The organism is Mesorhizobium sp. WSM1386, from assembly GCF_055901595.1.
In genome coordinates this window covers 2,154,721-2,180,593 of sequence record NZ_CM148373.1, presented here as the reverse complement: position 1 = coordinate 2,180,593, position 25,873 = coordinate 2,154,721, and the positions used below count along the sequence as shown (strand labels likewise).

Annotated in this window: 25 protein-coding genes and 2 pseudogenes; 18 read left to right on the top strand and 9 right to left on the bottom strand. The window is 60.6% G+C overall.

The window, feature by feature from the left end; all coding sequences use genetic code 11:
* Window positions 1-100: 100 nt before the first annotated feature.
* Both AC0NIH_RS10595 and fixJ read left to right on the top strand, forming a co-directional pair.
* Entirely contained in the window at window positions 101-1,657 is a 1,557-nt protein-coding gene (locus AC0NIH_RS10595) for a PAS domain S-box protein (protein ID WP_473467858.1), read from the top strand.
* Entirely contained in the window at window positions 1,644-2,258 is a 615-nt protein-coding gene (gene fixJ, locus AC0NIH_RS10590) for a response regulator FixJ (protein WP_023765264.1), read from the top strand. The genes AC0NIH_RS10595 and fixJ overlap by 14 nt, the downstream gene beginning before the upstream one ends.
* Here the strand turns inward: fixJ and AC0NIH_RS10585 are convergent.
* Complete coding sequence (locus AC0NIH_RS10585; RefSeq protein ID WP_473467859.1) at window positions 2,255-2,521, bottom strand: hypothetical protein; 267 nt, start codon at window positions 2,519-2,521, stop codon at window positions 2,255-2,257. The genes fixJ and AC0NIH_RS10585 overlap by 4 nt on opposite strands.
* A 343-nt stretch (window positions 2,522-2,864) precedes the next feature.
* Between AC0NIH_RS10585 and AC0NIH_RS10580 the strand changes: the two genes are divergently transcribed.
* Both AC0NIH_RS10580 and AC0NIH_RS10575 read left to right on the top strand, forming a co-directional pair.
* Window positions 2,865-3,113: a lipoyl domain-containing protein gene (locus AC0NIH_RS10580; RefSeq protein ID WP_473467861.1), complete on the top strand. Its 249-nt coding sequence runs from the start codon at window positions 2,865-2,867 to the stop codon at window positions 3,111-3,113.
* Between the two features lie 66 nt (window positions 3,114-3,179).
* Entirely contained in the window at window positions 3,180-3,560 is a 381-nt protein-coding gene (locus AC0NIH_RS10575) for a hypothetical protein (protein ID WP_023779513.1), read from the top strand.
* A gap of 104 nt (window positions 3,561-3,664) precedes the next feature.
* Here the strand turns inward: AC0NIH_RS10575 and AC0NIH_RS10570 are convergent, their stop codons facing one another.
* Both AC0NIH_RS10570 and AC0NIH_RS10565 read right to left on the bottom strand, forming a co-directional pair.
* Window positions 3,665-4,006, bottom strand: coding sequence for a c-type cytochrome (locus AC0NIH_RS10570; RefSeq protein WP_023765260.1), 342 nt, complete (start codon window positions 4,004-4,006; stop codon window positions 3,665-3,667).
* A gap of 28 nt (window positions 4,007-4,034) precedes the next feature.
* A complete protein-coding gene (locus AC0NIH_RS10565; protein ID WP_473467864.1) occupies window positions 4,035-4,508 on the bottom strand; it encodes a phasin family protein in 474 nt (157 codons plus the stop codon).
* Between the two features lie 135 nt (window positions 4,509-4,643).
* On the opposite strand from AC0NIH_RS10565, the gene AC0NIH_RS10560 reads away from it, so the two are divergent.
* The gene (locus AC0NIH_RS10560) at window positions 4,644-4,895 is read left to right on the top strand and encodes a hypothetical protein (protein ID WP_198028430.1); all 252 of its coding nucleotides are present in this window, start codon (window positions 4,644-4,646) and stop codon (window positions 4,893-4,895) included.
* A 34-nt stretch (window positions 4,896-4,929) separates the two neighbouring features.
* Window positions 4,930-5,376, top strand: coding sequence for a pyridoxamine 5'-phosphate oxidase family protein (locus AC0NIH_RS10555; protein WP_023765257.1), 447 nt, complete (start codon window positions 4,930-4,932; stop codon window positions 5,374-5,376).
* A gap of 77 nt (window positions 5,377-5,453) precedes the next feature.
* On the opposite strand, the gene AC0NIH_RS10550 is transcribed toward AC0NIH_RS10555, so the two are convergent.
* On the bottom strand, window positions 5,454-6,290 hold the full coding sequence (locus tag AC0NIH_RS10550; protein ID WP_473467867.1) for a universal stress protein: 837 nt from the start codon (window positions 6,288-6,290) through the stop codon (window positions 5,454-5,456).
* Between the two features lie 175 nt (window positions 6,291-6,465).
* Here AC0NIH_RS10550 and AC0NIH_RS10545 point away from each other — a divergent pair, with 175 nt between their 5' ends.
* Window positions 6,466-6,864, top strand: a complete 399-nt coding sequence (locus AC0NIH_RS10545) for a c-type cytochrome (protein ID WP_023765255.1) — start codon at window positions 6,466-6,468, stop codon at window positions 6,862-6,864.
* A 53-nt stretch (window positions 6,865-6,917) separates the two neighbouring features.
* Complete coding sequence (locus AC0NIH_RS10540) at window positions 6,918-8,471, top strand: bifunctional aminoglycoside phosphotransferase/ATP-binding protein (RefSeq protein ID WP_473467870.1); 1,554 nt, start codon at window positions 6,918-6,920, stop codon at window positions 8,469-8,471.
* Between the two features lie 18 nt (window positions 8,472-8,489).
* Here the strand turns inward: AC0NIH_RS10540 and AC0NIH_RS10535 are convergent, their stop codons facing one another.
* Window positions 8,490-11,171 carry a bifunctional acetate--CoA ligase family protein/GNAT family N-acetyltransferase gene (locus tag AC0NIH_RS10535; protein ID WP_473467914.1) on the bottom strand — a complete coding sequence of 894 codons (2,682 nt, stop codon included), beginning with the start codon at window positions 11,169-11,171 and terminating at the stop codon, window positions 8,490-8,492.
* Between the two features lie 166 nt (window positions 11,172-11,337).
* On the opposite strand from AC0NIH_RS10535, the gene AC0NIH_RS10530 reads away from it, so the two are divergent.
* From AC0NIH_RS10530 to AC0NIH_RS10520, 3 genes and pseudogenes are all read left to right on the top strand, one after another.
* The gene (locus tag AC0NIH_RS10530; protein ID WP_473467915.1) at window positions 11,338-13,191 is read left to right on the top strand and encodes a heavy metal translocating P-type ATPase; all 1,854 of its coding nucleotides are present in this window, start codon (window positions 11,338-11,340) and stop codon (window positions 13,189-13,191) included.
* Between the two features lie 28 nt (window positions 13,192-13,219).
* Entirely contained in the window at window positions 13,220-13,669 is a 450-nt protein-coding gene (trxC, locus tag AC0NIH_RS10525) for a thioredoxin TrxC (RefSeq protein ID WP_473467917.1), read from the top strand.
* 13 nt (window positions 13,670-13,682) lie between these two features.
* Window positions 13,683-14,935, top strand: a pseudogene (locus tag AC0NIH_RS10520) (MgtC/SapB family protein).
* 176 nt (window positions 14,936-15,111) lie between these two features.
* Here AC0NIH_RS10520 and AC0NIH_RS10515 read toward each other — a convergent pair.
* The gene (locus AC0NIH_RS10515) at window positions 15,112-15,351 is read right to left on the bottom strand and encodes a hypothetical protein (RefSeq protein ID WP_473467872.1); all 240 of its coding nucleotides are present in this window, start codon (window positions 15,349-15,351) and stop codon (window positions 15,112-15,114) included.
* Window positions 15,352-15,606: 255 nt separating this feature from the next.
* Between AC0NIH_RS10515 and AC0NIH_RS10510 the strand changes: the two genes are divergently transcribed.
* The gene (locus AC0NIH_RS10510; protein ID WP_023765247.1) at window positions 15,607-15,885 is read left to right on the top strand and encodes a PepSY domain-containing protein; all 279 of its coding nucleotides are present in this window, start codon (window positions 15,607-15,609) and stop codon (window positions 15,883-15,885) included.
* Window positions 15,863-16,456: a cytochrome b/b6 domain-containing protein gene (locus tag AC0NIH_RS10505; protein ID WP_473467875.1), complete on the top strand. Its 594-nt coding sequence runs from the start codon at window positions 15,863-15,865 to the stop codon at window positions 16,454-16,456. The genes AC0NIH_RS10510 and AC0NIH_RS10505 overlap by 23 nt, the downstream gene beginning before the upstream one ends.
* A 154-nt stretch (window positions 16,457-16,610) precedes the next feature.
* Here AC0NIH_RS10505 and AC0NIH_RS10500 read toward each other — a convergent pair whose 3' ends face one another.
* Window positions 16,611-17,258: a BON domain-containing protein gene (locus AC0NIH_RS10500; protein ID WP_473467877.1), complete on the bottom strand. Its 648-nt coding sequence runs from the start codon at window positions 17,256-17,258 to the stop codon at window positions 16,611-16,613.
* Between the two features lie 227 nt (window positions 17,259-17,485).
* Here AC0NIH_RS10500 and arcD point away from each other — a divergent pair, with 227 nt between their 5' ends.
* From arcD to arcC, 4 genes are read left to right on the top strand one after another with little or no spacing between them, the layout of a single operon-like run.
* On the top strand, window positions 17,486-18,952 hold the full coding sequence (gene arcD, locus AC0NIH_RS10495; protein ID WP_473467879.1) for an arginine-ornithine antiporter: 1,467 nt from the start codon (window positions 17,486-17,488) through the stop codon (window positions 18,950-18,952).
* Window positions 18,949-20,181, top strand: coding sequence for an arginine deiminase (locus AC0NIH_RS10490; protein WP_473467881.1), 1,233 nt, complete (start codon window positions 18,949-18,951; stop codon window positions 20,179-20,181). The genes arcD and AC0NIH_RS10490 overlap by 4 nt, the downstream gene beginning before the upstream one ends.
* Window positions 20,182-20,198: 17 nt before the next feature.
* Window positions 20,199-21,200 (top strand): ornithine carbamoyltransferase, encoded by a 1,002-nt coding sequence (gene argF / locus AC0NIH_RS10485; protein ID WP_473467883.1) that lies wholly within the window; start codon window positions 20,199-20,201, stop codon window positions 21,198-21,200.
* Between the two features lies 1 nt (window position 21,201).
* Window positions 21,202-22,158: a carbamate kinase gene (gene arcC / locus AC0NIH_RS10480; RefSeq protein ID WP_473467886.1), complete on the top strand. Its 957-nt coding sequence runs from the start codon at window positions 21,202-21,204 to the stop codon at window positions 22,156-22,158.
* 60 nt (window positions 22,159-22,218) lie between these two features.
* Here arcC and AC0NIH_RS10475 read toward each other — a convergent pair.
* Window positions 22,219-23,541: pseudogene (locus AC0NIH_RS10475) on the bottom strand (efflux RND transporter permease subunit); the annotation flags it as partial.
* 149 nt (window positions 23,542-23,690) lie between these two features.
* Here AC0NIH_RS10475 and AC0NIH_RS10470 point away from each other — a divergent pair.
* Entirely contained in the window at window positions 23,691-24,026 is a 336-nt protein-coding gene (locus AC0NIH_RS10470) for a hypothetical protein (RefSeq protein WP_473467888.1), read from the top strand.
* Between the two features lie 477 nt (window positions 24,027-24,503).
* Here AC0NIH_RS10470 and AC0NIH_RS10465 read toward each other — a convergent pair whose 3' ends face one another.
* Window positions 24,504-25,574, bottom strand: coding sequence for a restriction endonuclease (locus AC0NIH_RS10465; protein WP_473467890.1), 1,071 nt, complete (start codon window positions 25,572-25,574; stop codon window positions 24,504-24,506).
* Window positions 25,575-25,873 lie beyond the last annotated feature (299 nt).

Sequence of the window (25,873 nt, the reverse complement as noted above, 5' to 3'; positions counted from 1 at the left end):
ATTGCTTTTGCATCTACACTTCGGCCTCGATCCATTTTGTCTCTGATCGGAGAAGTGATAGTTAGGCCTTCTTTATGTGTCTCGAGACTAGGAACCGCAGGTGATCCAAGACGAAGCATTCAGTTTGACACCTGGCGGGACGACGCTGAAATCCCTGTTGTCGCAAATGTTCGAGCAAGCTCCCGGATTCATGGCCCTGATACGTGAGCCTGACCATGTATTCGTGCTGACCAATGCCGCCTACCAGCATCTCGTTGGCGATCGGCAGATTATTGGAAAATCGGCGCGCGAGGCCTTTCCCGAACTCGAGAGGCACGAATTTCTCGAACGGCTCGACCGTGTGTACATGACCGGCCAGCCCTATAGCGGCAAAGGCGTGAAGGTCGGCTTCCGCAACAGCAGTGATGGGCCAATTGAAGAGCGCATCCTGGATTTTGTCTATCAGCCGATCAAGGCCGACGATGGGCGAATTACCGCCATCTTCATTGAAGGCACGGATGTCAGCGACCTCTCATTTGCGAATGCTGCGCTTCTGTTGCGCGAAGATCATCTGCGTTCAATCTTGGCAACCGTGCCCGATGCGATGGTCGTCATTGACGAGCAAGGCAGTATCCAGTCCTTCAGCACGGCTGCCGAAACGCTGTTCGGTTACCAGTCAGGCGAGGTCATCGGACGGAATGTCAAAATGCTGATGCCGGCGCCATATCGCGAAGAGCACGATACCTATCTGCTTCGGTACCTGACGACGGGAGAGCGTCGGATCATCGGGCTCGGCCGCACCGTGACCGGGGCGCGCAAGGATGGCACGACTTTCCCGATGGAACTTTCCGTCGGCGAAATGCACCCGGGAACCGGACGCTTCTTTACCGGCTTTTGCCGCGACCTGACCGAACGTCATCGCGCGGAAGCAAGAATTCAGGAACAGCAGCAGGAGCTTCTGCACATGGCGCGGTTTACCGCGCTTGGCGAGATGGCATCGACGCTTGCCCATGAGATCAACCAACCGCTGACAGCCATCACGAATTACCTGAAGGGCAGCCGACGGCTTCTCGAGAATAGCGAGGAAAAGAACGCGCCGATGCTGCGGGATGCCGTGGAAAAGGCCGCCGAGCAGGCCCTGCGGGCAGGCGACGTCATTCGACATCTGCGCGATTTTGTTGCCAGGGGCGAAAGCGAGCGTCAGGTGGAACGACTGCCGGCGCTGATTGAGGAGGCCTCGTCGCTCGCCTTGGTCGGCGCAAGGGAGATCAATGTCCAGGTCAGCTATAAGCTCGATCCTGCCGCGGAACTGGTGTTGACCGACCGCATTCAGATTCAGCAGGTTCTCCTCAATCTGATGCGCAACGCGGTGGAGGCCATGCAGGAAACGCCGCGCCGTGAATTGAAAATCACAACCGTTGCCCGGGATGATGGCATGGCTGAAGTGAGCGTGATCGATACCGGTCCGGGGCTCGCGCCCGAGGTTTCGGCGCAACTCTTCCAGCCATTTGTGACCACCAAGAAGCAGGGTATGGGTGTCGGCCTCTCCATCTGCCGCACCATCGTTGAATCGCACGGCGGTCACATCTGGGCCGAGGCAATGACAACGGGTGGCACCGCTTTTCGGTTCACCTTACGCATCATTGAGAAGGATGAGGTCACAAATGGCCGACAGTGATCTGGTCCACGTCGTCGACGACGATGTGGATGTTCGCAAGTCGCTTGGCTTTCTTCTGGCAACGGCTGACTTTGCCGTGCGCCTGCATGAATCGGCGACCGCTTTTCTCGCAGCAGCGAGTGGCCATCTCGACGGCTGCATCGTCACTGACGTGCGCATGCCGGGAATAGACGGCATCGAATTGCTACGGCAACTCAGAACAGGTGGACATAAGATTCCGGTCATCGTCATGACCGGCCATGCCGACGTGGCGCTCGCCGTTCAGGCCATGAAGGAAGGCGCTTCCGATTTCATCGAAAAGCCGTTCGATGACGAGATGCTGATCCTGGCGATCCGCTCTGCACTGGCCAACCGGAACGAGGCGAACGCGGCGCATCCCCAGTCTGCGGATATCCGCGAGCGTCTGTCGACCTTGTCAGACCGCGAGCACCAGGTACTGGACGGGCTTGTTTCCGGTCTGCCCAACAAGACGATCGCCTACGATCTGGGGATCAGTCCGCGCACGGTCGAAATCCACCGGGCCAATGTGATGAGCAAAATGGCGGCGAGCAGTCTGTCGCACCTGGTGCGTATGGCGCTGATCGTGGAATCCAGATCTTAAGGAGAGTCCTCGAGAGGTTTGCGAATCCTGACTTCGGTCCCTTCCCAGTCGCGCCAATGGGTCGGTCGGATATCGACCCGGGCACCACTGGCAGCATTCTTCCAGCCCTCCTTCTCCCTTCTGCAGGCAAACACAAGCGCGTGCTCGCCGTCCTCGTCGATGACGGCCAGTTTGAGATCGCGACCAAAGGGAGCGCTTAGGATTGGTTCCCACATCGCATCAAAATCTTCGCAAATAGTGTGGTACGCTTTGATCTGCATCATTTTCTGAAATCGTCTGCCGCGCAGGCGCTATTGCCGGCGTCGAACCGATGTCGATAACGGTTCCTACCGCAGACGCGATCATATGCCGGTCGCGGGCAACGCAATTGATCGCGATCGCAGCGCCCATACCGGATCCGACGTCCATGGCGATAGGCACCTTTCCCTGAACCGATTCATGACCTCGCTTTGGCGATGCGCGGCCATCTTAAGCGGGCTGCCTAACCAGAATTTGGTCCGCGTCAAACACCGTACAATCGCGGCATCTGCGTCATAGGCCGATTGATCGTGATCAAGGACTGCGCCGCGCAGGGGCATATCGTTCGACGCTACAGGGAGAATCGCGATGCACTATATCAAGGTTGATGAAGCGCTATGGGCTTCCAGCATGTTGCCGGAGGGCATCCTGGAACGCTGGTTCATTGCCAGCGGTGACACAATCCAGGCCGGAGAACGCATAGCTGAAGTTCGCGTTGAAGACGCACTGCACGAGATTGTCGCGCCGGCAGCTGGTCGCGCGACCATTGTCGCATCAGCGAGTGCGGTCATTGAACCTGGGTCTGTCCTCGCAATCCTGGAGTCGCAGCCGGCTTAACGCCGTCGGTGACATCGGAGAATGATTGCATTTACCCCTCAACGATATACGCAAGGATGTTCCGGAATGCAGACCCAACATGCCGTCGCCTGGCTGGACCATCGCGAAGCCAAAGTGTTCTTCTTCAATCGCGAGACAACCGAAAGCCTGAAGCTTGCCACCACGCTTGCGCATCATCAAATCCACAACAAGGCAGGCACCATCGACGGCAAGCGTGCGCCGGAAGACCAGTCCTTCTACCACGACATCGTCACAGCCCTGCAGCCGGCGAAGGAATGGCTAATCGTAGGGCCGGGATCGGCAAAAGACGAGCTGGCAAAACATATACGCGACCGCCACTTGAACGATCGTATCGTCGGCGTCGAACCTGCCGATCATCCTACGGAGGCCCAGATCGTGGCGCATGCTCGCTCGTTCTTCCATGCCGCCGACCGGATGTTGCCCTAGTCGCTTCGCCGGGTTTGCGCCTCGCAAATCAGCCGCGAGATCGATCGCTCCTTTGCACGATTGATGCATTAAGGCTCGATCGCCTGCCGCATTTGAAGCGTGGGTCACGGCTCCTGCAGGGTGCTGATGTAAGCGATGATTGCCTCGATCTGGTCGGGGCTTGCGATCCACTCAGGCATGTCCGGGTGGCCAGTCGAAATCCCCTCGGCGAGGGCCTCCTCGAGATCAGTGATCGGATAGCGCTTTGACAAGGTACGGAACGCCGGGGCGTCAGGATGACTGCTCGCGTCGGTTTTTCCAATGGCGTGGCAGCGGGCGCAATTGACTTCCACCAACCCCTTGCCATGCTCCGTCACGCTGTCGGCCGAGGCGGGCTGTACATACCCGAGTAACACCAGTGCGAGTACGGAAGCCTTAAGACGACCATGCCTGTAAACGGTGTTCATGTTGTCTGACGATCTCCGCATTGCCTGTCTACGCGACTGTCTTCGCCGCGGCATTCTCGATCGCGATCCTGGCGCCCTTGCGCATGTGTCTGGCTGTTTCGGGGGCGAGCCGGGAGGTCAGTGTGGCGACCTTGCCAGCTTCGGTCACGTATTGCGATGTCGCATTCTGCAGGAAAGCGGCGAAGGTGTCGAAGGCGTCATTGAACTGCGTACCCGTGATCAAGTCATCGGCCAGTTTGGCGTCCTGTTCACAACGATGCTTCAGAAACGCCAGCGCCTCGACGTTATAGCGCATCATCGCCTTGAAGGCGTGCATCTGAAGGGATGCAGCAGTGAGGAAGAATTTCTGACCATTCTCCGCCATCGGCAACAACGGCATGTCCAAAGACAACAGTTGGTCCGAGTGTGCATTATCGATTGCTCCATTACGACGACATGCAAAGGAAAGCCGCCAACTGGCAAATCTGACGCCATTCCTCGCCATGTCCTTGATCAGGATCAACCGTTTCACCCCTGCCCGAAATGCAGAGCCGGCAACGGACCTCGATGCCGCGCTTGATACGCATCAAGGTGTTCGTCGCCTTTTTGGGCTAACTCGCTTCATGCCCTCAAGCGACGGTCACCGAGGCAAATCATCGTGGCAGTCCCTGTTTCACCGCAGGAGACAGTTGCTGACCTGGCACGGGAAGCCGATCGTGTGGTCTGCCTTAGTCAGCCAGGAGATTTCCGTGCCCTGGGCTATTTGCTGTATTTGCTTTTTCCTCCGCTCTCCGACAGCGATGTCGCCGCTGCGATGGACGAGGCTATTCGGTCGCGCAAAAAGCCTGACAGCATCGAAGTGCGCAACACGCCGCTGGCCATGGCTCAAAAGCCACCACAAAATCAATGACACGGGACAACCGTGAGAAATAGGAGGTCATGTCATGCTGATCCGCACGCTTTCTGCCTTGGAATGCACGAAAATCCTGACGGCCAATCGCGTTGGCCGCCTGGCATGCGCAAGGGATAAGCAGCCCTACGTCGTGCCCATTCACTACGCCCATGCGGATGCCCATCTTTACGCGTTCTCAATGCCGGGCAAGAAGATCGATTGGATGCGCGCCAATCCGCTGGTGTGCATCCAAGTCGACGAACATGGCCAGGGCCGCGGATGGAAAAGCGTCGTTGTCGATGGCCGATACGAGGAGCTGCCTGACCGGATTGGCCATAAGCTCCAGCGGGACCATGCCTGGTCGGTGTTGAGCAAGCACGCCGACTGGTGGGAGCCGGGCTCACTCAAGCCCGTCATTCCTCCCACGGCCGACAGTGCACCGCATGTTTTCTTTCGTATCCTGATCGAGCAGGCATCCGGACGGGAAGCGAGCGAGTAGTCGGCCCATTAAGGCTTGCGAGTGACGAAAAGGGCCGGCGCAATCTGCACCGGCCCTTTTCTCCTGCCGTAGAATTGCTATCGCGCCATCAAGACAGGCAACGGCTGACCCGCAAGCATTGACTTGGTGACACCTCCAAAAATGCGTTCGCGCAACCGGGAGTGACCATAGGCGCCCATCACCATCAACTCTGCAGCAACATCGACAGCATGCTGGCTAAGCACGTCGGCAACCGAATGATTCGCGCTCGGCAGCCGATCGACCGTAACCTTCACGCCGTGCCGGGCAAGATAGGCCGCGGCGTCTGCACCTGGCTCCTCACCATGATGGAACTCATTTTCAATGGGATCGACGATGACAAGGCGCACATCTTCGGCGCCTTTCAGCATGTCGAGCGACTCGCGGACGGCGCGCGATGACTCAAGACGGGCGTCCCATGCAACGAGGATGCGTTTCGCGTTCAGCGTCGGGCGCGAGCCCTCGGGAACAAGCAGAATGGGCTTTCCCGATGAAAACAGTGTTCCCTCGATGACTTTGTCCTTCAGCGCATGGCTTGCCAGCAGATCCGGTCCCAGAATGGTCAGGTCGGCGTAGCGGGCACGCCTTCCGATGACGTCGTCTGCCCATCCCATGTCGGGATAGTCGTCACTCAGATCAGCAGACACGGCGCTCTGGGCGAGAAACCCGGCGACGTTCGCAATTCGTTTCTCGAGCCTTTTCAACTCGGCCTGCCGTTCCTCAAGCCAGGCAGGCGAGACGACAGCGGCATACTCGCCGCCCGAGGGCGGTGCTGCCAGTTCGAGCACGAGCACGGAGAGATGGGCACCGACCTGTTCGCAAAGGTTGGCGGCGAGCTTCAGATCGCCCTCGCCCTGGTTCGGTCCGGTAACCGTAAGCAGTGTCTTGAAAGTCACGGCGGCAACTCCTGATTTCGATTGAAGGGTCAGTCGTGGTTTTCAGTCACTAGCGAGGACGGCCAGCGCGTTCATTGAGTTGAATCAAACACCGTGACCGCGGCGGCATTGATCCGCATCAACGCGCTGCCAAAGCGAGGCGGTAGATTTCAGCCAATCAATCGAGGAAACACACATGAGATTCCTGATCGCGGCGGCTCTGGCAGGATTGGTGTTTGACGCGGCCACCGCCCGGGAACTCGGCGACGGCAAGGCGGAATACATGAACTCATGCGCCGTCTGCCATGGCCCGGATGGCAAGGGGGATGGACCGTTGGGCGACGAACTGATGAAGCGGCCGAGCGACCTGACGCGCCTCTCCAGGCGCAATGGCGGCGAATTCCCTTACTGGCGCGTCTTTGCCATGATCGATGGCCGCGGCATGGTGCCCGCGCATGGCGATCGCGATATGCCGGTGTGGGGCAACCAGTTCCTGCCTGGCGACGTGACGAAATATGGCCCTAACGCCGGCGAAATCGTCACCAGGGAACGGATCCATGATTTGGCCGGTTATGTCGAGACGTTACAGCAATGAATGCAGATGGCGGAAACAGTCTCCGCAAGACACAGGCATCTAGGAGGCCGGCCATGATCGTCGGCGACCAGCAAGCCGCTGCCGCGTTTCTGCTCGATCCTGCCTCGTATGGCGCAACCGGACCCGTCGAGGCGATCGAGACCCACATTTCACGCATTTTCCTGGTTGGCCAACGCGCCTACAAGATGAAGCGGGCGGTCAAGCTGCCCTATGTCGATTTCTCGACGCCGGCACTGAGGCTGGCCGCTTGCGAAAAAGAGGTGGAACTCAACTCGAAAACCGCACCCGGCCTCTATCTGGGAGTGCGGCGCGTCACACGCGAGGCGGATGGCAAATTGGCTTTTGACGGCGCTGGCCAGATGGTCGACGCGGTGATCGAGATGGTCCGCTTCGACCAATCCAAGCTTCTTGATCGCATGGCTGCCGCGGGAGAATTGACGCAGGTGCTGATGACCGCGGTTGCGCGCATGATCGTCGGATACCACCGTGCCGCGCCGACAATCCACAATGGCAGCGGGTCGTCCAACATGGCTGGCGTGCTCGACATCAACGAGGCCGCCTTTGCCACCAGCCACATTTTCACGAAACCGGAGATCAAGACCTTTGCAAAGGCCTTCCGCACCGCCCTCGTCCGCCACTCCGGACTGCTCGACCGCCGCGAAGCCGCAGGCAAGATTCGCCGGTGCCATGGCGACCTGCACCTGCGCAACATCTGCCTTTTCGACGGCGAGCCCCGCCTCTTCGATTGTATCGAATTCAACGACCAGATCGCCAGCATCGACGTTTTGTACGACCTTGCCTTCCTGCTGATGGACCTTTGGCACCGGGGGTTTCCCGAGCTCGCCAATCTTGTGATGAACCGCTATCTCGACGAAGCCGACGATGAGGACGGGTTCATCCTGCTGCCCTTTTTCATGGCGGTGCGGGCTGCCGTGCGCGCCCACGTCACAGCGACCCAGGTCGAGCAAAGCGGTGCCGATAGCGACAGATTGGCTGCCGAAGCCAGATCCTATTTCGACCTGGCCCAAGCATTGCTCCAGGAAACACCGCCCCGCCTCGTTGCGATTGGTGGCCTGAGTGGCTCCGGCAAGACGACCATTGCCGAGGCGCTCGCCGCCAAGATCGGTGCACCGCCCGGCGCCCGCATTGTCGAAAGCGACCGCATCCGCAAAGCGATGCATGGCGTGCCGGCCGAAACGCGGCTGCCGAACAAGGCCTATCGACCTGAGGTCTCCGAACGGGTCTACAACGAAATGGCATGGCGCGCCGGTCTGATCCTCTCCGAGGGCGGCTCGGTTGTAGCTGATGCGGTTTTCGACAGACCGGCCGATCGTGAGCGAATTGAAAAGGCGGCACGCGACCGGGGTATCCCATTCTCCGGTTTCTGGCTGGAGGCGGATCCACTCGTCCTTTGGCAGCGGGTCAGTGAACGCAAGGGCGGTCCCTCGGACGCCACGGGCGATATCCTGTCGCGTCAATTGCAGCGAAATGTCAGCCAGGCCACCTGGCGCAAGACCGAGTCCGATCGAAAGCTCGTCGACATCGTCGCGGAGTTGAGGAGATGTTGCGAGCGCGATGCTTCGCAGACCCTGCGTACGGCCTCCTGACTGTTGCGGATGATCGCCTCAACAGAGTTCGAGCTTGGCCTCGACAAGGCCAGGCTCGTTCGGAAGATGCATGATGGAGAAGCCGAATTCACGGCACATTGCCAGCATCTTGCTGTTTTCACTAAGCACGATGCCCTGGATGCGGCGGATCCCATCGGCCTTTGCATAGTCGACGATCTGGCTGAGCAACTCCCAACCCAGGCCCTGCCCCTGTAAGTCCGTCCGAACCAGCAATGCGTATTCCGCGCTGACGTGGTCGGGATCGCAGGACAGACGGCTGATGCCCGCCAAAGCGCCAGTGCGTGTCTCCAGCGCGACGAAGGCCATGTTGCGATCGTAGTCGAGCTGGGTGAGCCGCTTCAACATCTGGTCGGAGAAGCTTTTGCGCGGCGACAGAAAACGCAGGCGCAAATCGTCAGGCGAAATCCTGGCAAGGAATTCGGGATAGAGCGCGATGTCGGCCGGCTTGATCGGGCGGATGCTGTAGTGGGTGTCGCCCACTGAAAACGTCTTTTCCCAACCCGACGGATAAGGCCTGATGGCGAGCGCCGGGTTAGGCCCGGCCGCTTCCACCCGTTCCGGCTCGATCTCGATGCGGGCGTCAAGCGCAATCACGCCCTCGGCGTCGGCCAGCAGCGGATTGATGTCCAACGAAACCAGGCACGGAAAGTCGATGATCATCTGCGACAGGCCGGTGAGTGCTGCAATGATCGATTGCCTGTCCGCCGGCTTGCGATCGCGGAACCCGGCGAGCAGGCGGCCGATCCGCGTTTGCCTGATCAGGTCATCGGAAAGAACGTCGTCGAGCGGCGGCAACGCGATCGCGGTATCGTCCATCACCTCGACCGCAACGCCACCGGCTCCAAACAGGATGACCGGGCCGAAAATCGGATCGCGGCTCATGCCGAGGATGAGTTCCTGCGCCTGTTTCCGCACCACCATGGGCTGAACGGCATACCCTTCAATATCGACTTGCGGAGCGTGGCCGAGCACACGCGCCTCGATTGAGCGTGCGGCCTCCCCGGCGGCGGCACAGGTAGCAATGCCAAGCACCACCCCGCCAATGTCCGACTTGTGCGAGATCGCCTTGGACAACAACTTGACGACGACCTGCGCGGACGTCTTGAGGAGCCGGCCAGCAGCCGCTTCCACTTCGACAGGAGATCTGGCGACGATCGTCTCGGGCACCGGAATGCCATAGGCGGAAATCACCGCCTTGGCTTCGGGCTCGGTCAGCATTCGCCGGCCGCCTTTTGCGACCTGCCTGAATATGGCAAGCACGGCTTCTCGGCCGCTTCTAGCGTCCTCGCGGCGACTCGACGGCGTGCGCATCAATGCCCGCTGAGCCCGCGACCATTCGCTCAGGTAGGAGACGGCCGTTGCGGCATCGGAGGGCGTTTCGAAGCTGGCAATACCGGCATCCTGAAGAACACGCCGCCCTTCGCGAGCCGTGTGTTCGCCAAGCCAGCAGGTCAGGATCGGTTTGCCGCCGATCTTGCCGTCCTGCGCGAGCGCCGCCACCGCGCTTGCCGCGGCAAGCGGCGAGCCGAGCCCGGTCGGGCAGTTCATGACCAGGACGACGTCGGTTCCAGCATCGGCCGCCACGGCCTCGGTCGCGACCCGATAGCGCTCTGGCGGGGCGTCGCCGATAATGTCGATCGGATTGGCGTGGGACCAGGTGCTCGGCAGGACGGCATTCAGGCGGGCGATCGTTTCCGGCGACAGTTCGGCCAGTTCCCCGTTGCCTTCGATGAGTTGATCCACGGCAAGCACGCCGGCGCCGCCGCCATTGGTGACGATGCCGACACGGGCTCGTTCTAGCGGAACGAAACGAGCGGTCGTTTCAACCGCATCGAACAACTCGGTGAGGCCTTTGACGCGCAGTATGCCAGCGCGCTGCAAGGCCGCATCGACGACACGATCCGCCCCCGACAGCGCGCCGGTATGGGTCGCAGCCGCTTTGGCCGATTGCTCGTGCCGGCCCGACTTGATCGCGATCACCGGCTTGATGCGTGCCGCCGCACGGGCGGCCGAGATGAACTTGCGCGGGTTGGGAATGGTTTCGAGATACATTACGATGGCGCGTGTGTGGATGTCGCCCGCCAGCATGTCCAGACAATCTCCCACGTCGACATCCGCCATGTCGCCCAGAGAGACGATTTGCGAGAAACCGACATGGTTGTCAGCCGCCCAATCGTTCAGCGACGTGGCGATGGCGCCTGATTGCGACAGCAGTGCGATGTTGCCGGGTCTGGCGGCCATATGCGCAAATCCGGCATCGAGCCGTAATGGCGGGATCATCAGACCGACCGTGTTCGGCCCAATGATGCGGAAAACAGTGGGCTTGGCCGCATCGAGCATCGCCTGGCGCAGACCGTTTTCGTGCGTCAACCCGGCGGTGATGACAACCGCCGCCCGCGTGCCCTTTTCAGCAAGGTCGCGCACGATGGCGGGGACTGTCCCAGGCGGCGTCACGATGACACCAAGGTCTGGAACACCCGGAAGATCGGCCGCCTTGGCATAGCATTGCCGACCGGCCACTTGCGAATATTTCGGATTGACCGGCCAGATCTCGCCCTCGAAGCCGCCGCTGACGATATTGTCGAAGACGACGCGGCCGACAGAGCCGTCGCGCTCCGATGCCCCGAACACGGCAACAGACTTTGGGGCGAACGCATGTTCGAGATTTCGGATCGTCACCCTCATGCCCTCTTGTTCGTCGCGATGATCGCCCGTCGATCTTGCCCGTTCGTTGCGTTGGATCAAAGCGTTCTCCGGTTCTCGCTATTAGCTGTTGCGCGAGTTCGACGCGCCCCGTCAGCGCTGGCGAAGATTGGCGAGCATCGATCAAATCGAAAGGCATCGCATGAACGAGTCCACCTTGCGACGCGCATTGCTGGTCATTGCCATCCTGGGTCTCGCTATTGGGATTGGAGCGTGGCGAACCGGGCTCGGCCCGCTTGAAGCCAACACGATCTGGACGGTGGCGACCTTGCCCGTGGTGGCGGCTCTCGCCATCTCTATCCTGCGTGATTTCTGGATAGGCCGCTTCGGTGTCGATGCGATTGCGCTGGTGTCAATGTCCGCCGCGCTGCTGCTTGGACAACCCCTGGCGGCAGTGGTGGTCGCGATCATGTATGCCGGCGGCACAGTGCTTGAGGATTTCGCTCGCGGCCGCGCCGAACGGAACCTCAAGGCATTGACCGACCGATCGCCGCGTGTCGCCCATCGGACGTCAACCCGAGGGACAGAGACCATCTCTGTCGAAGACGTAGCTGTCGGTGATGAGCTGTTGGTTCGTGCCGGCGAACTGCTTCCTGTTGACGGCATTCTGCTCGATGCTTCGGCCTCTCTCGACGAGTCGGCGGTGAGCGGAGAACCCCTGCCGGAACGACGCAGCGCAGGCGATATGCTGCACAGCGGCACCGTCAATGCCGGCGAGACCTTCAACATGCGGGCTTCTGCCCTCGCGGAACAAAGCACTTATGCGGCGATCGTGCGCATGGTCGCTGCAGCGCAGACCGCTAAATCCCCGTTCATTCGCATGGCCGACCGCTTTGCCCTGTTCCTTCTGCCGGTCACATTGCTGGTTTCCGGTGTCGCCTGGTATGTTTCCGGCGACCCAATCAGAGCGCTTGCGGTGTTGGTTGTCGCAACGCCCTGCCCGCTCATCCTCGCCGCGCCCGTTGCCTTCATCGGTGGCGTCTCGCGCGCCGCGCGTGCTGGCATCCTGATGAAAGGCGGCACGGCGCTGGAGGCGCTTGCGCAAGTCCGAACCGCGATCTTCGACAAGACGGGGACCTTGACCATCGGCGGCGCCGAGCTCATCGAAATAGAAGCTGCACCCGGCCGTGACGCCAACCATCTGCTGCAACTGCTCGCATCCCTGGAGCAGGCCTCGCACCATGTGCTCGCCGACTCCGTCGTCCGGGCGGCGCGCGGCAGACAGCTGATGCTTTCGCATCCGCACGATGTCAGCGAGCATCGCGGCGCGGGCCTGAAGGGCCGGGTCGAAAACATGTCTATTGCCGCAGGATCGCGGGCTCTCGTGCTCGCCGACCAGCCGCTGCCCGGCTGGGCGAAAAGCGGCGAAGAAAAATACCGGGACAATCCGGTTCTTAGGGTTTTTGTCGCCGTCGGTGGAGAGCTTGCCGGGATTTTCACGTTCGGGGATGCCCTGCGCGTTGATGCGCGCGACACAATCGGCAAGCTACGCAAGGCGGGCATCAAGCGCATGATTATGCTCACGGGCGACAACGGCGTGGCGGCCGAGCGGATTTCACGCTTGCTCGCCCTCGATGTCGTCGTCGCCGACGCGACCCCTGCCGAAAAGGTCGCCGCGGTCGAGGCCGAGAAAGCGCAGGCGCCCACAATGATGGTCGGCGACGGCATCAACGATGCCCCTGCGCTTGCGGCGGCAACGGTCGGTGTCGCCATGGGCGCACGGGGTGCCACCGCCTCCTCCGAGGCGGCGGACGTCATCGTGCTGACCGACAGGCTGCAGCCCGTCGCCGATGCAGTCCGGATTGCACGGCGAACGCGATCGATCGCCTTGCAGAGCATCATCGCCGGGCTGGCGTTGTCCGGGCTGGCAATGATCGCAGCGGCCATGGGGCAGATCACGCCGGTTGCCGGAGCGCTGCTTCAGGAAGGGATCGACGTGGCGGTTATCCTGAATGCATTGCGCACCCTTGGCGATGGGCATCTGCGGCGCGCATAGTGATCGAGAACAAAATCGGTGAATGGCCATGGCACAGCAAAATCTGGTGGTTTGCAGCAAATGCGGCGGGATCAACCGCCTGCCACCCGCTCGCAATGCCAGTGAGGCAAAATGCGGAAGGTGCGGGACCAGGCTGTTTTCGGGGCATCCCGAAGATGTCGACGCCGCTGGTTTCGATCATCAGATCGCGCGCAGCAGCCTGCCCGTTGTCGTCGACATCTGGGCACCCTGGTGCGGCCCCTGCAAGATGATGGCACCGGCCTATGAAGCGGCAGCAAGTGAACTGGAGCCCCATGTTCGCCTGATCAAACTCAATTCCGACAATGAGCAGGCTGTCGCGGCCAGGCTCGGCATCCGTGGCATCCCGACCATGATCCTGTTCCATGGCGGGCGCGAAGTCGCGCGCACATCCGGCGCAATGACGGCAGGCCAGATTGTCAGATGGGTACGTGACCGTCTGCCAACGGTCACCGCCTGAAGTCGTCGCGCCAATGGATCCGCTCATCGCCCGGCTTGGACTGGCGCTCGCAATTGGGCTTCTTGTCGGCTTGGAGCGTGGTTGGCAGGAGCGGGATGCGCCCGATCGCAGTCGCACAGCTGGCATCCGGACATTCGGCATTTCCGGCCTGCTTGGTGGCGTGCTCGCGGCGCTGGCAAGTGCACTAGGCTCGGTATCGGTGCTGGTCGGCGGCTTCATCGCCTTTGCGGCAATCTTCGCCTGGTACAAGGCGCGCGAGGCTGCCCATGACCAAGATTTCAGCGTGACGAGCGTGATCGCGGGCCTAGGCGTCTTTGCCCTTGGGTCACTTTCCGTCGCCGGCGATTATCGGGCCGCTGCCGCCGGTGGCGCGGCATTGGCGGCAATCCTGGCCAGCCGCGAGATCCTGCACGGTCTTTTGAAGCGACTGACCTGGGTGGAACTTCGTTCCGCGCTCATATTGGCAGTGATGACGGCGATTGTCTTGCCCTTGCTGCCAAACCGGACGATGGACCCGTGGGGCGGTTTCAATCCCTGGGAGGTCTGGTTCCTGACGGTGCTGATGGCCTCGATATCATTCGCCGGCTATGTCGCCGTTCGCCTATTGGGAACCACGCGTGGTCTGCTGGTCAGTTCTCTCTCCGGTGCGATCGTTTCTTCCACCGCCGTAACCATGGCGCTTGCCCGCAACGCGATGTCGGCAAGCAACCCCCTGCCGCTTGCCGGAGCCGCTTCGCTTGCTGCCAGGTTTCGGTGCTCCGCGTTTGTGCCGTGGTCCTGATCATCGAGCCAAGCGTGTTCTCTTCGGCCGGCATTCCGGCGATTGCCGCGGCGCTCGCCTTCGCTATCTGCGGAGCATTGCTGCTCGCGCATGACAGCGGAAATGGTGAAGGCAGCGCTATCGCGCGCAACCCATTCGAGTTGGGTCCGCTGCTGCTGTTCGCCCTGCTGTTTGCGGTTGTCGCGACCGCAAGCGCTGCGTTGGCAGCTCAATTCGGCGGCCGCGGCTTGCTGGGTACCTCGGCGCTGGCAGGCACTTTCGATGTTGACGTCTCGGTGCTCAGTGCCTTGCGACTGATCAAGCATTCGGTCCCAATCGGGACGGTGAGCCAGGCCGTGCTGGTGGCGCTGGCCGCAAACGCGCTCGGCCGCCTGTCGTTCGCAGTATTTGCCGGTCCGGTCAGATTCTGGTTGCCACTCTCTGCCGCAACCCTGGTCGCCGCGACCCTGGGCATCTGCACCTTCTTGTTACTCGGTTCTGGGTAGAAGTGCTGCTCCCGCAGCCTTGTTTGACGCGGATCAAGGGCCGCGCCCTAAAACCGCTCCATGAAACTCCTTGTCTTCGTCGACCCGGTTCTCGGCCTCAACGTAAGGAAGCGGCTTGCTGGGATCGGCGAGGTACATCACGATCATTTCGTGAACGGTGTCCTTGGAGTCATTCCTCACGTTGAATGTGACCCCCCGGCCTTCACCGCACCGGGCAAGGCCTTGATGCCCATGGTCGCCTTGGCGAGATCGAGCCCCGGCGCCGCATAGGCAAGACCCATCGGCATCTCCATGCTGGCGCCCTTGTCCCACAGGGAGACTTGAACAAGCGCGGCTGCCTGGACGGCGCCGGCATTGCCGGCCATGAGCATTGCGGCAGCGAGTCCGAGCGCGGCACTCCTCAATATGGCTTTCATTGCGATCTCCTCCAGAACAGCAGCAAAAACGCTTCCCATCCCGACCGCGATCCTGCCCGCATAGCCACACGCCGTCCTTGCGCCAGATCAAACCGGCTTCCGCAAGGTCGATCGGCGGCGCCGATACAACTGTCAGCCAGTTGTCAGCTTGAATTGGTTATTTCGCACCAATGACGGTGAAATCGCCGTCTGACAGAACCGATCGAAATCCCAGCAGGCGCGGCATCTGCGCCCAAACTCCCGAATGGAGCCATCATGTATCGCACACTCATTATCGCCGCTCTCGCTGGCGTCGTCGCGGGGCCAGCCCTCGCCGCCGGCGGCAGCTGCAGCACCGCCCCGAAATCACAGTTCAAGCCCAAGGCAACGCTCGAGACGCAATTGACCGGCGAAGGTCTCACCGTCCGCCAGATCAAGGTGGAGAAGGGCTGCTATGAAGTCTACGCGGTGGACAAGGCCGGCAAGAAGGTGAACCTGGCCTACAATGCCGAGACCCTTGAAAAGCTCGACAATGCCGAAGCCGGTGAAAACTGATCAGATCATTTCGGCCGCGGACGCGCATCCATCTCCGGAGATGGTGCGCGTCTGGGACCCGGTCGTGCGCAGCTTCCACTGGGCGCTGGTGCTAAGCTTCGTAACGGCTTGGCTCACTTCTCATTCTTCGGAGGACATCCACCATTGGGCGGGCTATGTCGCGGCCGCCCTCGTATCGATGCGGCTTTTGTGGGGTGTCATCGGAACGCCCTATGCGCGCTTCACGCAATTTCTGCGCGACCCAGCGACGGTGCTGCAATACCTGTTGGCGATACTGAGTGGTCGCGAGGCCCGCTATATCGGCCACAATCCGGCAGGTGGGGCGATGGTGATCGTGCTGATCGCAGCCATGGCTTTAACCGCCCTTACCGGATGGTTGATGACCACGGACGCCTTTTTCGGCGTGTCGTGGGTCGAAGCGGCACACAGCCTCGCCGCGCACGGCTTGTTGCTGCTTGTTTTCCTTCACATCGGCGGTGTCGTGCTGGCAAGCTTTCGCCATCGCGAAAACCTGGTTAGAGCCATGGTTACAGGGCAAAAGCGCAAGGCGGAGCCGACCGATATCGCGTGAGCCTGATCTCACCCGACCCAGGTGCGAAATCGAGCCTGTCGATTGGGCGCGTCCGACCTTTTCGAGCGCCATCGCGCTCATGACACGCTCCTGAGTGGCGCGAGGGACAAGGCAAGCGGATCATGATCGGCTCCCCTTTTGAAGTTCCGATGCATCAGGCGATTGTAATGTGGTCTTCGAACATGCGCACGCCCGGCACCGCCCAGGCGGCGCGCTCGGTTGTGCGACGTTCGGCCCAGCTGTCGACCCTACCATTCAACGTGACCTTGCCGTCGGATACGTTAACTTCTATCGCTTTCGACTCGACTTCGGCGCTGCGTTTCAACGCGTCCTCGATGCGTTTTTTCACATCCGATGCCGGTGCGTGCGGCAGCACCTCGATGCTGTTGTGAACCCCGAGCACGCCTGCCAGATATCGGATGGCGGCAAACGCTGCCGATCTCTGGTACTGCCACTCCACCTTGCCGGTGAGCGTCACCCAGCCATTCTGGACCCGCACCTGTACCGCGCCATCCGGCACGACCGTATTCCAGCTGATCGAGTGCAGAGCGCGCTTGGCAATTTCGTCGTCGGCAGTCAGATTGCTGCCGGCAGGCCGGACTTCGATTTCCTGCGCGATACCCTTCACACCCTTGACGCGGCGTACCGCCTTTTCCGCGGTCGCCTTTTGCGCATTGGTCGACACATGGCCGGTCAGCGTGACCACGCCGTTGTCGACGGCGACGCCAATGTCGGCCGCGTCGATGCTTGGCTGGAACTCCAGTTCATCGATGATGTCCTGCCTCAAAATATTGTTGTTCATGGTTGCATCTCTTCTTGTGAGCGGGCCACGCTCGCCCGGTTGAACGAACCGACTATGGAGTGCCGAGTTCGTGTCGACGTTGATGACGATGAAACGATCGCTGGTTGAGTGCGATGCGTGACCTCAACGCACAGCTTTGAAAATCACCTCTTGTTTGACCCGCATCAAAGTTGGCGGTGCGGAACTCCTGTCTATTGCCTCCCATCGCCTCAATTTGGGAGAGCATCATGACTACGGCGGACATCACCATTCCTGTTCGGAAAGTCGCGACCGCGTTGCCGTCAAAACTTCGATTGGGTTCCCTGACCGCACTGGTGATCGGCTCGATGGTCGGCTCCGGAGTGTTCAGCCTGCCGCAGAACATGGCGGCAGGTGCTGGTCCCTTGGCCATCCTCATTGGCTGGGCGATCACTGCGGCCGGCATGCTGGCGCTCGTCTTCGTCTATCAATCGCTTGCCACCCGCAAACCCGAACTCGACGCTGGACCCTACGCCTACGCCAAGGCCGGCTTCGGTCCTTTCATCGGTTTCAACAGCGCCTGGGGCTATTGGATCAGCGCCTGGGTCGGCAATGTCTCCTATGCAGTGATCGTATTCAGCGCCCTGTCGTACTTCTTCCCAGCCTTCGGTGACGGAAACACTTGGCAGGCCGTGCTCGGCGCATCGATCCTGCTGTGGCTGATTCACAGCTTGATTCTTGCCGGCATCCGTCAGGCCGCAGTCATAAACCTGATCGTCACCATAGCAAAGATCGCTCCCATCGTCCTGTTCGTCGGGGTTGTCGCCGTCGCCTTCAAACTGCAGGTCTGGTCCCTCGACTTCACCGGTCTGGGCAACGCCAGTCTCGGCTCGATCACCGCGCAAGTGAAGAGCACGATGCTGGTGACGCTGTGGGTGTTCATCGGCATCGAAGGCGCCAGCGTGTTCTCCGCCCGTGCAGAGCGTCGCAAGGATATCGCTACGGCGACCGTCCTCGGCTTCTTCACCTGCCTCGCCCTCTATGCACTGGTTTCCCTATTGTCGCTCGGCATCCTCAGCCAGCCTGAGCTCGCCGCGCTGAAGAACCCTTCCATGGCTGGCGTCCTGGAGGCGGTTGTCGGGCCTTGGGGCGCCATCCTCATCAACATCGCGCTTGTCGTGTCGGTGGTCGGCGCCTTCCTGAGCTGGACGCTGCTTGCCGCCGAAATTCCGCATGCCGCCGCCAAGGACGGCACGATGCCGAAGTTCTTCGGCACAGAGAACGAACGCGGCGTGCCGTCGACTTCGCTGTTGATCACCAACCTGCTCGTCCAGGCATTCCTGGTGATCACGCTTTTCGCGCAAAGCACCTACCAGGCGCTGTTCTACATCGCATCGGCCGCAATCCTGGTTCCTTACATCTTTTCGGGAGCCTACGCGGCCAAGCTGGCGCTGACCGGAGAAAGTTACGCGGTTGGCGAGCAACGCACCGGTCCTCTTTTCGCCGGGCTGCTGGCGACTGCTTACGGGCTGTGGCTCGTCTATGCAGCCGGTCCGGCGTATCTGTTCATGTGCGCGATCCTCTATGCCCCTGGCATTCTTTTCTACGTCTGGGCCCGTCGCGAGACCAATCAACGCGTGTTCCATCCTGTCGAAGCAGGGCTCGCCGTCGCCCTTGTCGCTGCCGGTGTCGCCGCAGCCTACCTCATCTGGAACGGGAGCATTAGCCCACTATGAACGCACCTATCACCACGACCAAGCTTGGCGCTTTTTCTGAAGTCGGCCGGCTCCGCGAGGTGCTCGTCCACCGCCCCGACCTCAGCCTGCAAAGGCTGACACCGGAGAACTGTAAGGCGCTGCTCTTCGACGATGTGCTTTGGGTCAAAAAGGCACGTCAGGAGCATGATGTTTTCGTCGATGCGTTGCGTGAGCGGGGCGTGCTGGTACATTCGTTCGGGAGACTACTGGCCGAGACGGTCGGCCTGGTCGAGGCCCGTGAATGGCTTCTCGATCGTCGGGTCCATCCCGGCGTCGTCGGGCTCGACATGGTCGACGAACTGCGCGGATGGCTCGATGAAATGCCGTCAGAGTTGCTTGCGTCCTACCTTGTCGGGGGCATTGCCCGGGCGGAGCTTCCTTTCGAGCCCAAGGGCCTGACGGGAATGACGCTCGCCCCCCAGGATTTTGTGCTGCCGCCCTTGCCGAACCAGCTGTTCACCCGCGACAGTTCCTGCTGGATCTACGGCTCGGTCTCCGTCAATTCCATGTATTGGGTGGCGCGGCGCCCCGAAGCGGCCAATGTCGAGGCTGTCTACCGCTTCCATCCTCGCTTTCGCGACAGCGGTATTCCTTTCGTGTCGCCGGACCTGGGGACCGGCACCAGCCTTGAAGGCGGCGACGTTATGCCTATTGGTAGCGGGACTGTTCTCGTCGGCATGGGGGAGCGCACCACGCCGCAAGCCGTTGGCGATCTGGCCCGCAAGCTGTTTGCAGCCGGCGAGGCGACACGCGTGATTGCCGCCTTGATGCCGCGCGACCGCAGTTTCATGCATCTCGACACCGTCTTCACCTTCTGCGATCGCGATCTTGTGACCTTGTATCCGCCGGTGGTCGACCGGTTGCGCACCTTCTCGCTGCGTCCTGGCGATGGCGAGGCGGCGGTCGACATCACCGATGAGGCAAAACCATTCACGGCTGTTGTTGCCGAAGCCCTTGGGCTGAAAACGCTACGCATCATCGCCACCGGTGGCGACCGCTACGAGGCCGAGCGCGAACAATGGGACGATGGCAACAATGTCGTTGCGGTCGAGCCCGGCGTGGTCATCGGCTACGACCGCAACGTCTACACCAACACGCTTTTGCGCCACGCAGGTATCGAAGTGATCACCGTCGAGGGGGCTGAACTCAGCCGCGGCCGCGGCGGCGGCCATTGCATGACCTGTCCGATCGCTCGCGACGCGATTTGACCTGAAAGGAATTCTCCATGTCGACCAATCTTCACGGCCGCTCCGTCCTGACGCTGGACGATCTCAGCGCCGAGGAAATCCGCTTTCTTCTCAAGCTGGCCGCCGATCTCAAGGCGGCCAAGCTCGCCGGTCACGAAATACCGCGTCTGGTCAGGAAAAACATAGCCCTGATCTTCGAGAAGGATTCGACGCGCACGCGCACGGGTTTCGAAGTCGCGGCCTACGACCAGGGCGCGCACGTCACTTACTTTGGCCCCAGCGGCAGCCATATTGGCCACAAGGAATCCATGAAGGATACAGCGCGTGTGCTCGGCCGCATGTATGACGCGATCGAATATCGCGGCTTTGGCCAGCACCAGGCTGAATTGCTTGCCGCGCATGCCGGCGTGCCCGTCTACAACGGCCTCACCGACGAAGCGCATCCGACGCAGATCCTCGCCGACCTCATGACCATGCGCGAATACACGCACAAGCATCTTTCGGACATGACAGTCACCTTCGTCGGTGAAGGCCGGGACAATGTCGCGTTGTCGCTGGCATTAGGCGCAGCCAAGGTCGGTATCGACATGCGCATCGCTTCGCCGAAGGAACTTTGGCCGGACGAGGAATTCTGCGCCCACGTCCGGGACCTGGCTCAACGCAGCGGTGGCCGTTTCCGGCTCGACGAGAATGTGACGGCCTGCGTCCAGGAGGCAGATTTCATCTACACCGACGTGTGGATGTCGATGGGCGAGGACAAATCGGCCTGGGCCGAGCGCATCCGGCTTTTGGCGCCCTACCGCGTCACCAGCGAGGTGATGGCTGCCGCCGGCAATCCCCATGTCAAATTCATGCATTGCCTTCCGGCATTCCACGACACCGATACCGAGATCGGCGCATTCATCGCGAAGGAATATGGCATCGATTGCATGGAGGTCACCGACGAGGTGTTCGAATCGGCTGCGTCGATCGTCTTCGACCAAGCCGAAAACCGGATGCACACGATCAAGGCGCTGCTCGTCGCCACGATCGGCAACTGAGATGCTTATCGTCGTTGCGCTCGGCGGAAACGCACTGCTGCGCCGAGGAGAACCGATGACGGCGGAGAATCAGCGCGCCAACATCAAACGCGCCGCATCCGTGCTCGCGGAACTCATCGGCGAAGGACACTCGGTTGTGGTTACGCACGGCAACGGCCCGCAAGTGGGCCTGCTCGCGCTCCAGGCGGCTGCCAACCCGGGCGACGGGGCGTTTCCACTCGACGTGCTCGGGGCCGAGAGCGCCGGCATGATCGGATATGTGATCGAGCAGGAACTCGGCAACCTCCTCAAGCGAAGGCTGTTCGCGACCCTGCTGACACAGGTGACTGTGGACCCGCACGACCCGGCTTTCGCTCATCCGACGAAGCCGATCGGTCCGGTCTACGATGAGGCAACCGCACATAGGCTTGCCAATGAGCGAGGCTGGCAGATAGCGCCCGATGGCGACAAATGGCGCCGCGTCGTGCCTTCGCCCAAGCCGCTGGTGATCCTGGAAGCATCGGTGATCTCGTTCCTGGTCGAGCGCGGCGTGATCGTCATCTGCACCGGCGGCGGCGGGGTTCCAGTAATAGCCCGTGACGACGGCAGTCTTTGCGGTGTGGAAGCGGTTATCGACAAGGATCTGGCAAGCTCGCTTCTCGCTCGCGAGTTGAAGGCAGACATGCTGCTGATGCTGACGGATGTCGACGCCGTCTATGCCGACTATGGGACAGCCGCCGCTCGTGCGCTCCGGCGCGTGAGCCCCAAGGAGCTATCGGGGAGGACTTTTCCGGCCGGCTCCATGGGGCCAAAGGTCAGCGCTGCAATCGAATTCATTGAAGCGACAGGCAAGTCTGCTGCAATCGGCAAGCTCGATAACGCCCTTCAAATTGTCAGAGGGCAACGCGGCACCTGGTTCGAAGCCAGCGCTCTATTCCCCCAGAAAACCTGGGCTACCGGCACGACACCGAGGACGTAATTGGTGCCATAGCCTTTGGCGCATTTCGGGCACATCGTACGGGAGAAATACCGCGCGGCTTCACGTGCGCAGCACCTGGTAGATCGCGGGGATGACCAGCACCGTCAGCAGCGTCGAGGAGGCCAGGCCGAACAGCAGCGAGATGGCGAGCCCCTGGAAGATCGGATCGGCCAGGATCACGGCCGCGCCGATCATGGCGGCAAGTGCCGTCAGCAGGATCGGCTTGAACCTGATCGCGCCGGCCTCGATCAGGATCTCGCCCAAGGGCCTGCCCGGCGATGCCGCGTGCCGGATGAAGTCGACCAGCAGGATCGAATTGCGCACGATAATGCCGGCCAGCGCGATGAAGCCTATCATCGAGGTAGCGGTAAACGGCGCACCGAACAGCCAGTGTCCGCCGAGGATGCCGATGAAGGTCAGGGGGATCGGCGTCAGGATCACCACCGGTACCTTGAACGAGCCGAACTGGGCGACGACCAGGATGTAGATGCCAAGCAGCGCGACGCCGAAGGCTGCGCCCATGTCGCGGAAGGTCACCCAGGTGACTTCCCATTCGCCGTCCCACAGAAGCGTCGGCCGGCTCTCATCCTCCGGCTGGCCGTGCAGCGAGATTGCGGGTTTCTGCAGGCCGGTCCAGTCCTGAGCGTCGATGGCCTTGCTGACCGCGAGCATGCCGTACAGCGGCGCTTCGAAGCTGCCGGCAAGTTCGGCTGTCACCATTTCGACGGCGCGGCCATTGTGCCGGAACACCGGGAAAGAGGCGCGTTCCGGCGCCACGCGCACGACGTCGCCCAACTCGACGACGCCGCGGTCGCCAGGCAGTACATTCGCCGGAATGGGCGTGGTCAGGAAGCGCTCGTCGAGCGTCCTCTCGCCCTTCTTCCGCTCGATGCGGATCGGGATCGGCTGGCGGCTGCCGCCGCGATGCGAATAGCCGACGGTCTTGCCGCCGTCGAGGATGGCGATCGTATCGAACACGTCGCTCTCCTCGACATGGAAGAACTCGGCATTGTCGGTAGAAACCGTGGTGCGCAGCCGGCGCGCCGGCTGTCCCCAGGAATTGTCGACATCGACGATGAACGGCACCGAACGAAAGGCCGCCTCGACCTTGGCCGCAACCTTACGGCGCGTCTCGCCGCCTGGCCCGTAGACCTCGGCCAGCAAGGTCGCCATGACGGGTGGTCCCGGCGGCGGCTCGACGACCTTCAGGCTGGTGCCCGCGGGAACGGCGATCGAGGCGATGCGGCGGCGAATGTCCAGCGCGATGTCGTGGCTGGAACGGCTGCGTTCCGACTTCGGCGAGAGGTTGATCGCGACATCGCCCTGCTGCGGCGCGCTGCGCAGAAAGGAGTGCCTGACAAGACCGTTGAAGTTGAATGGCGCCGGGATGGCATGTTCAAGTGGGGAAGCAAACGAGCCTTCGAACCGCTCCCGGAACCAAAGGAGTTGGTGGACGCATTACTTAATGAATTGCGCTTCGCCCCAGCACAGCACGCTGCCATTGAACGGCAGGCGGCCCTATGGAGAAACCTATGACAGATGCGATACCGACAGTCGTCCTAGATATGCTCAAGGAGGTCTGGAAGGAGGCCGATGACCGTTCAGCATTCGACTATCCTTTTCAAAGGCGCGCGAACGATCCCTCCTTCTATCTCTATCGGCGCGACGATCCAGAACACGACAACAATGGAGTTCTGGCACCGGAAGTTGCCAAATTGGCGAAGCTACCCATTTTCGACGGGCTGATCGGTGAGACGAAGGAAGGCTACTCCTTCAATGAACATGCGCAGCATGCGCTCACTGATTTTTGTAGTGAGGTCTATGCCGCTTGGGCGAAGTTTGAGGGGCGACTGAAAACGGTGAAATAGACGACCTGCTTTCTTGACCGCAAAAAGCTCGCGATCCTACATCGATGGTCCACCAAAATCACGGGGACGCCAATGCTCACATCTGATCAAATCGCGAATGCAAAACTCACTACGCCCTACATTGGCCGTGACCACCGTCACGAGCACGGCAGCATAGAACCAAAATGCATGGATGAGGGGGAACCGGTGTACTGCTGCACTAGCAGCTAGTCCGGGCTGAGTGACATACAGAGACATCCCCGGACATTTCGCTCCGCTTGGATGTCTTTCTCGGACAATGCCTCGCAATACCAACCTTGAGGACATACCGAAATCCTAAGATGTTGAAGTGGCCAACAGGCTGAATTGCATAAGCTATCTGGTGAGGCAGGCATATCGAGCCACGGTTTGCGAACGCTGTCCCAATTCCGGGACGACATATCACGCTATATCCCCGCAACATGTGCAACTCGATATCGATTGGATACTGAACCTCAGCTACCGGGCCTTCATTTTGGCGAGCCGCTCCTCCAACCGTCTAGTGATCGTCTTGTCTGTCAGCGGTATGTAGAAAACTGAATTCGCAACGTTCGTGGTCATAATCGCAGCGATAAGCTCGCCGTTCTGAAAGCTCTCAACGAGATACAAAGTCATATGGTCTCCGACCACCTCGTCCACGTAATAATAGCGAAGGGAATGGTAGAGAAAATAGAATTTTCCGACCTCGAGTGACGCCCCGCCAAGTGGCAACGTCGAAAGGTCTGTTTCGAATTTCTGGCCGGTCAGCACGTTCTCATATGAAACCTGAGCCGAAACAGCCGACAGCTCTACTCTGACGTCAGCATCTAGTACGCGGGCACGGATGCGCTTGATTTCCACCTCTATCGCAGCGACCACCCCGGACCTGAAAAAGTAGTTGTCCGGTGGAGTAACCGAGCGACCGAATACCACCCGGCGGACGAGTGACGTTCCGTTGGTAAATGGCTGTGATACGAGCGGGTCCACCGCTTCCAGCAAACTGCTCCCTTCCTCCATTGAAGTCTTTCGAAGATAGTAGGTCATCTGAGACGGCTCGTCGGGCAGGTTTGCCTTCGAACCATCGCGATATTCGAGGGTAACGCGAACAACCCGGTGAGCATCTGTCTCGCCTAGGTCTCTTACCTCGGGTTGAACCACAAATGGTGGCGACCCATCTCCAGCCAAAACGGTGATGGGAGGCAGCCTAAATTCATTGGTCGGGAAAGCGATCTTAAAGAGATCAACATCATGGCGCTGGGCAACTCGAATTGCACCCTCTTGATAATCGCTGGTGCTAACGAAAACAGCCTTATGGACTTTCGCGTCCTTGGCCTTGGTTACAAAGGCATCGATCATTTCAACCGAGATTGATCGCCTCTTGTGCTTTACCTCGAACCCGATCAGCACGTGATAAAATCCGGCCTGAATGGTGGCGAGAACGTCAAACTGTCGGCGCTCGATTTTGACGTTCCACTGGACCTCGGCGGTCTCCATCGTCAGCCGATTGATCGCAGCGGTAATGAGTTCGATGAACTTGTCGTCGGAAATCATTGGCGTTTGCCCGAGAGCGAGGACACATCCCTACCCCAAGCGACTGCGTTGCGCCACTCGCGTTAACTGCTGTTTCTGCTATGCCGGGCGTCGTTGTAGCCTGTATTGGCTATACAGCGACAATTAGTTCGAAGGGGATAGGTGAGAGTGTTGAAAGCGGAGAGAACGGTCTCCCGCTACCAAAACTTCTTAACCCCTCAACGCCCGCGCAATCTGGACCACAGGGGTTCATGAGATAGCGAAGCGTTTGTGGGGCTGCTGGTCGAGAGGACACCTCCACCGGCGTGCCAATAGGCAAG

Coding starts and splice junctions, on each gene's coding strand:
- fixJ (WP_023765264.1), top strand. CDS start 1,644: ATGGCCGACAGTGATCTGGTCCACGTCGTCGACGACGATGTGGATGTT.
- AC0NIH_RS10585 (WP_473467859.1), bottom strand. CDS start 2,521: ATGATGCAGATCAAAGCGTACCACACTATTTGCGAAGATTTTGATGCG.
- AC0NIH_RS10580 (WP_473467861.1), top strand. CDS start 2,865: ATGCACTATATCAAGGTTGATGAAGCGCTATGGGCTTCCAGCATGTTG.
- AC0NIH_RS10575 (WP_023779513.1), top strand. CDS start 3,180: ATGCAGACCCAACATGCCGTCGCCTGGCTGGACCATCGCGAAGCCAAA.
- AC0NIH_RS10570 (WP_023765260.1), bottom strand. CDS start 4,006: ATGAACACCGTTTACAGGCATGGTCGTCTTAAGGCTTCCGTACTCGCA.
- AC0NIH_RS10555 (WP_023765257.1), top strand. CDS start 4,930: ATGCTGATCCGCACGCTTTCTGCCTTGGAATGCACGAAAATCCTGACG.
- AC0NIH_RS10545 (WP_023765255.1), top strand. CDS start 6,466: ATGAGATTCCTGATCGCGGCGGCTCTGGCAGGATTGGTGTTTGACGCG.
- AC0NIH_RS10540 (WP_473467870.1), top strand. CDS start 6,918: ATGATCGTCGGCGACCAGCAAGCCGCTGCCGCGTTTCTGCTCGATCCT.
- AC0NIH_RS10530 (WP_473467915.1), top strand. CDS start 11,338: ATGAACGAGTCCACCTTGCGACGCGCATTGCTGGTCATTGCCATCCTG.
- trxC (WP_473467917.1), top strand. CDS start 13,220: ATGGCACAGCAAAATCTGGTGGTTTGCAGCAAATGCGGCGGGATCAAC.
- AC0NIH_RS10515 (WP_473467872.1), bottom strand. CDS start 15,351: ATGAAAGCCATATTGAGGAGTGCCGCGCTCGGACTCGCTGCCGCAATG.
- AC0NIH_RS10510 (WP_023765247.1), top strand. CDS start 15,607: ATGTATCGCACACTCATTATCGCCGCTCTCGCTGGCGTCGTCGCGGGG.
- AC0NIH_RS10505 (WP_473467875.1), top strand. CDS start 15,863: ATGCCGAAGCCGGTGAAAACTGATCAGATCATTTCGGCCGCGGACGCG.
- AC0NIH_RS10500 (WP_473467877.1), bottom strand. CDS start 17,258: ATGAACAACAATATTTTGAGGCAGGACATCATCGATGAACTGGAGTTC.
- arcD (WP_473467879.1), top strand. CDS start 17,486: ATGACTACGGCGGACATCACCATTCCTGTTCGGAAAGTCGCGACCGCG.
- AC0NIH_RS10490 (WP_473467881.1), top strand. CDS start 18,949: ATGAACGCACCTATCACCACGACCAAGCTTGGCGCTTTTTCTGAAGTC.
- argF (WP_473467883.1), top strand. CDS start 20,199: ATGTCGACCAATCTTCACGGCCGCTCCGTCCTGACGCTGGACGATCTC.
- arcC (WP_473467886.1), top strand. CDS start 21,202: ATGCTTATCGTCGTTGCGCTCGGCGGAAACGCACTGCTGCGCCGAGGA.
- AC0NIH_RS10470 (WP_473467888.1), top strand. CDS start 23,691: ATGACAGATGCGATACCGACAGTCGTCCTAGATATGCTCAAGGAGGTC.
- AC0NIH_RS10465 (WP_473467890.1), bottom strand. CDS start 25,574: ATGATTTCCGACGACAAGTTCATCGAACTCATTACCGCTGCGATCAAT.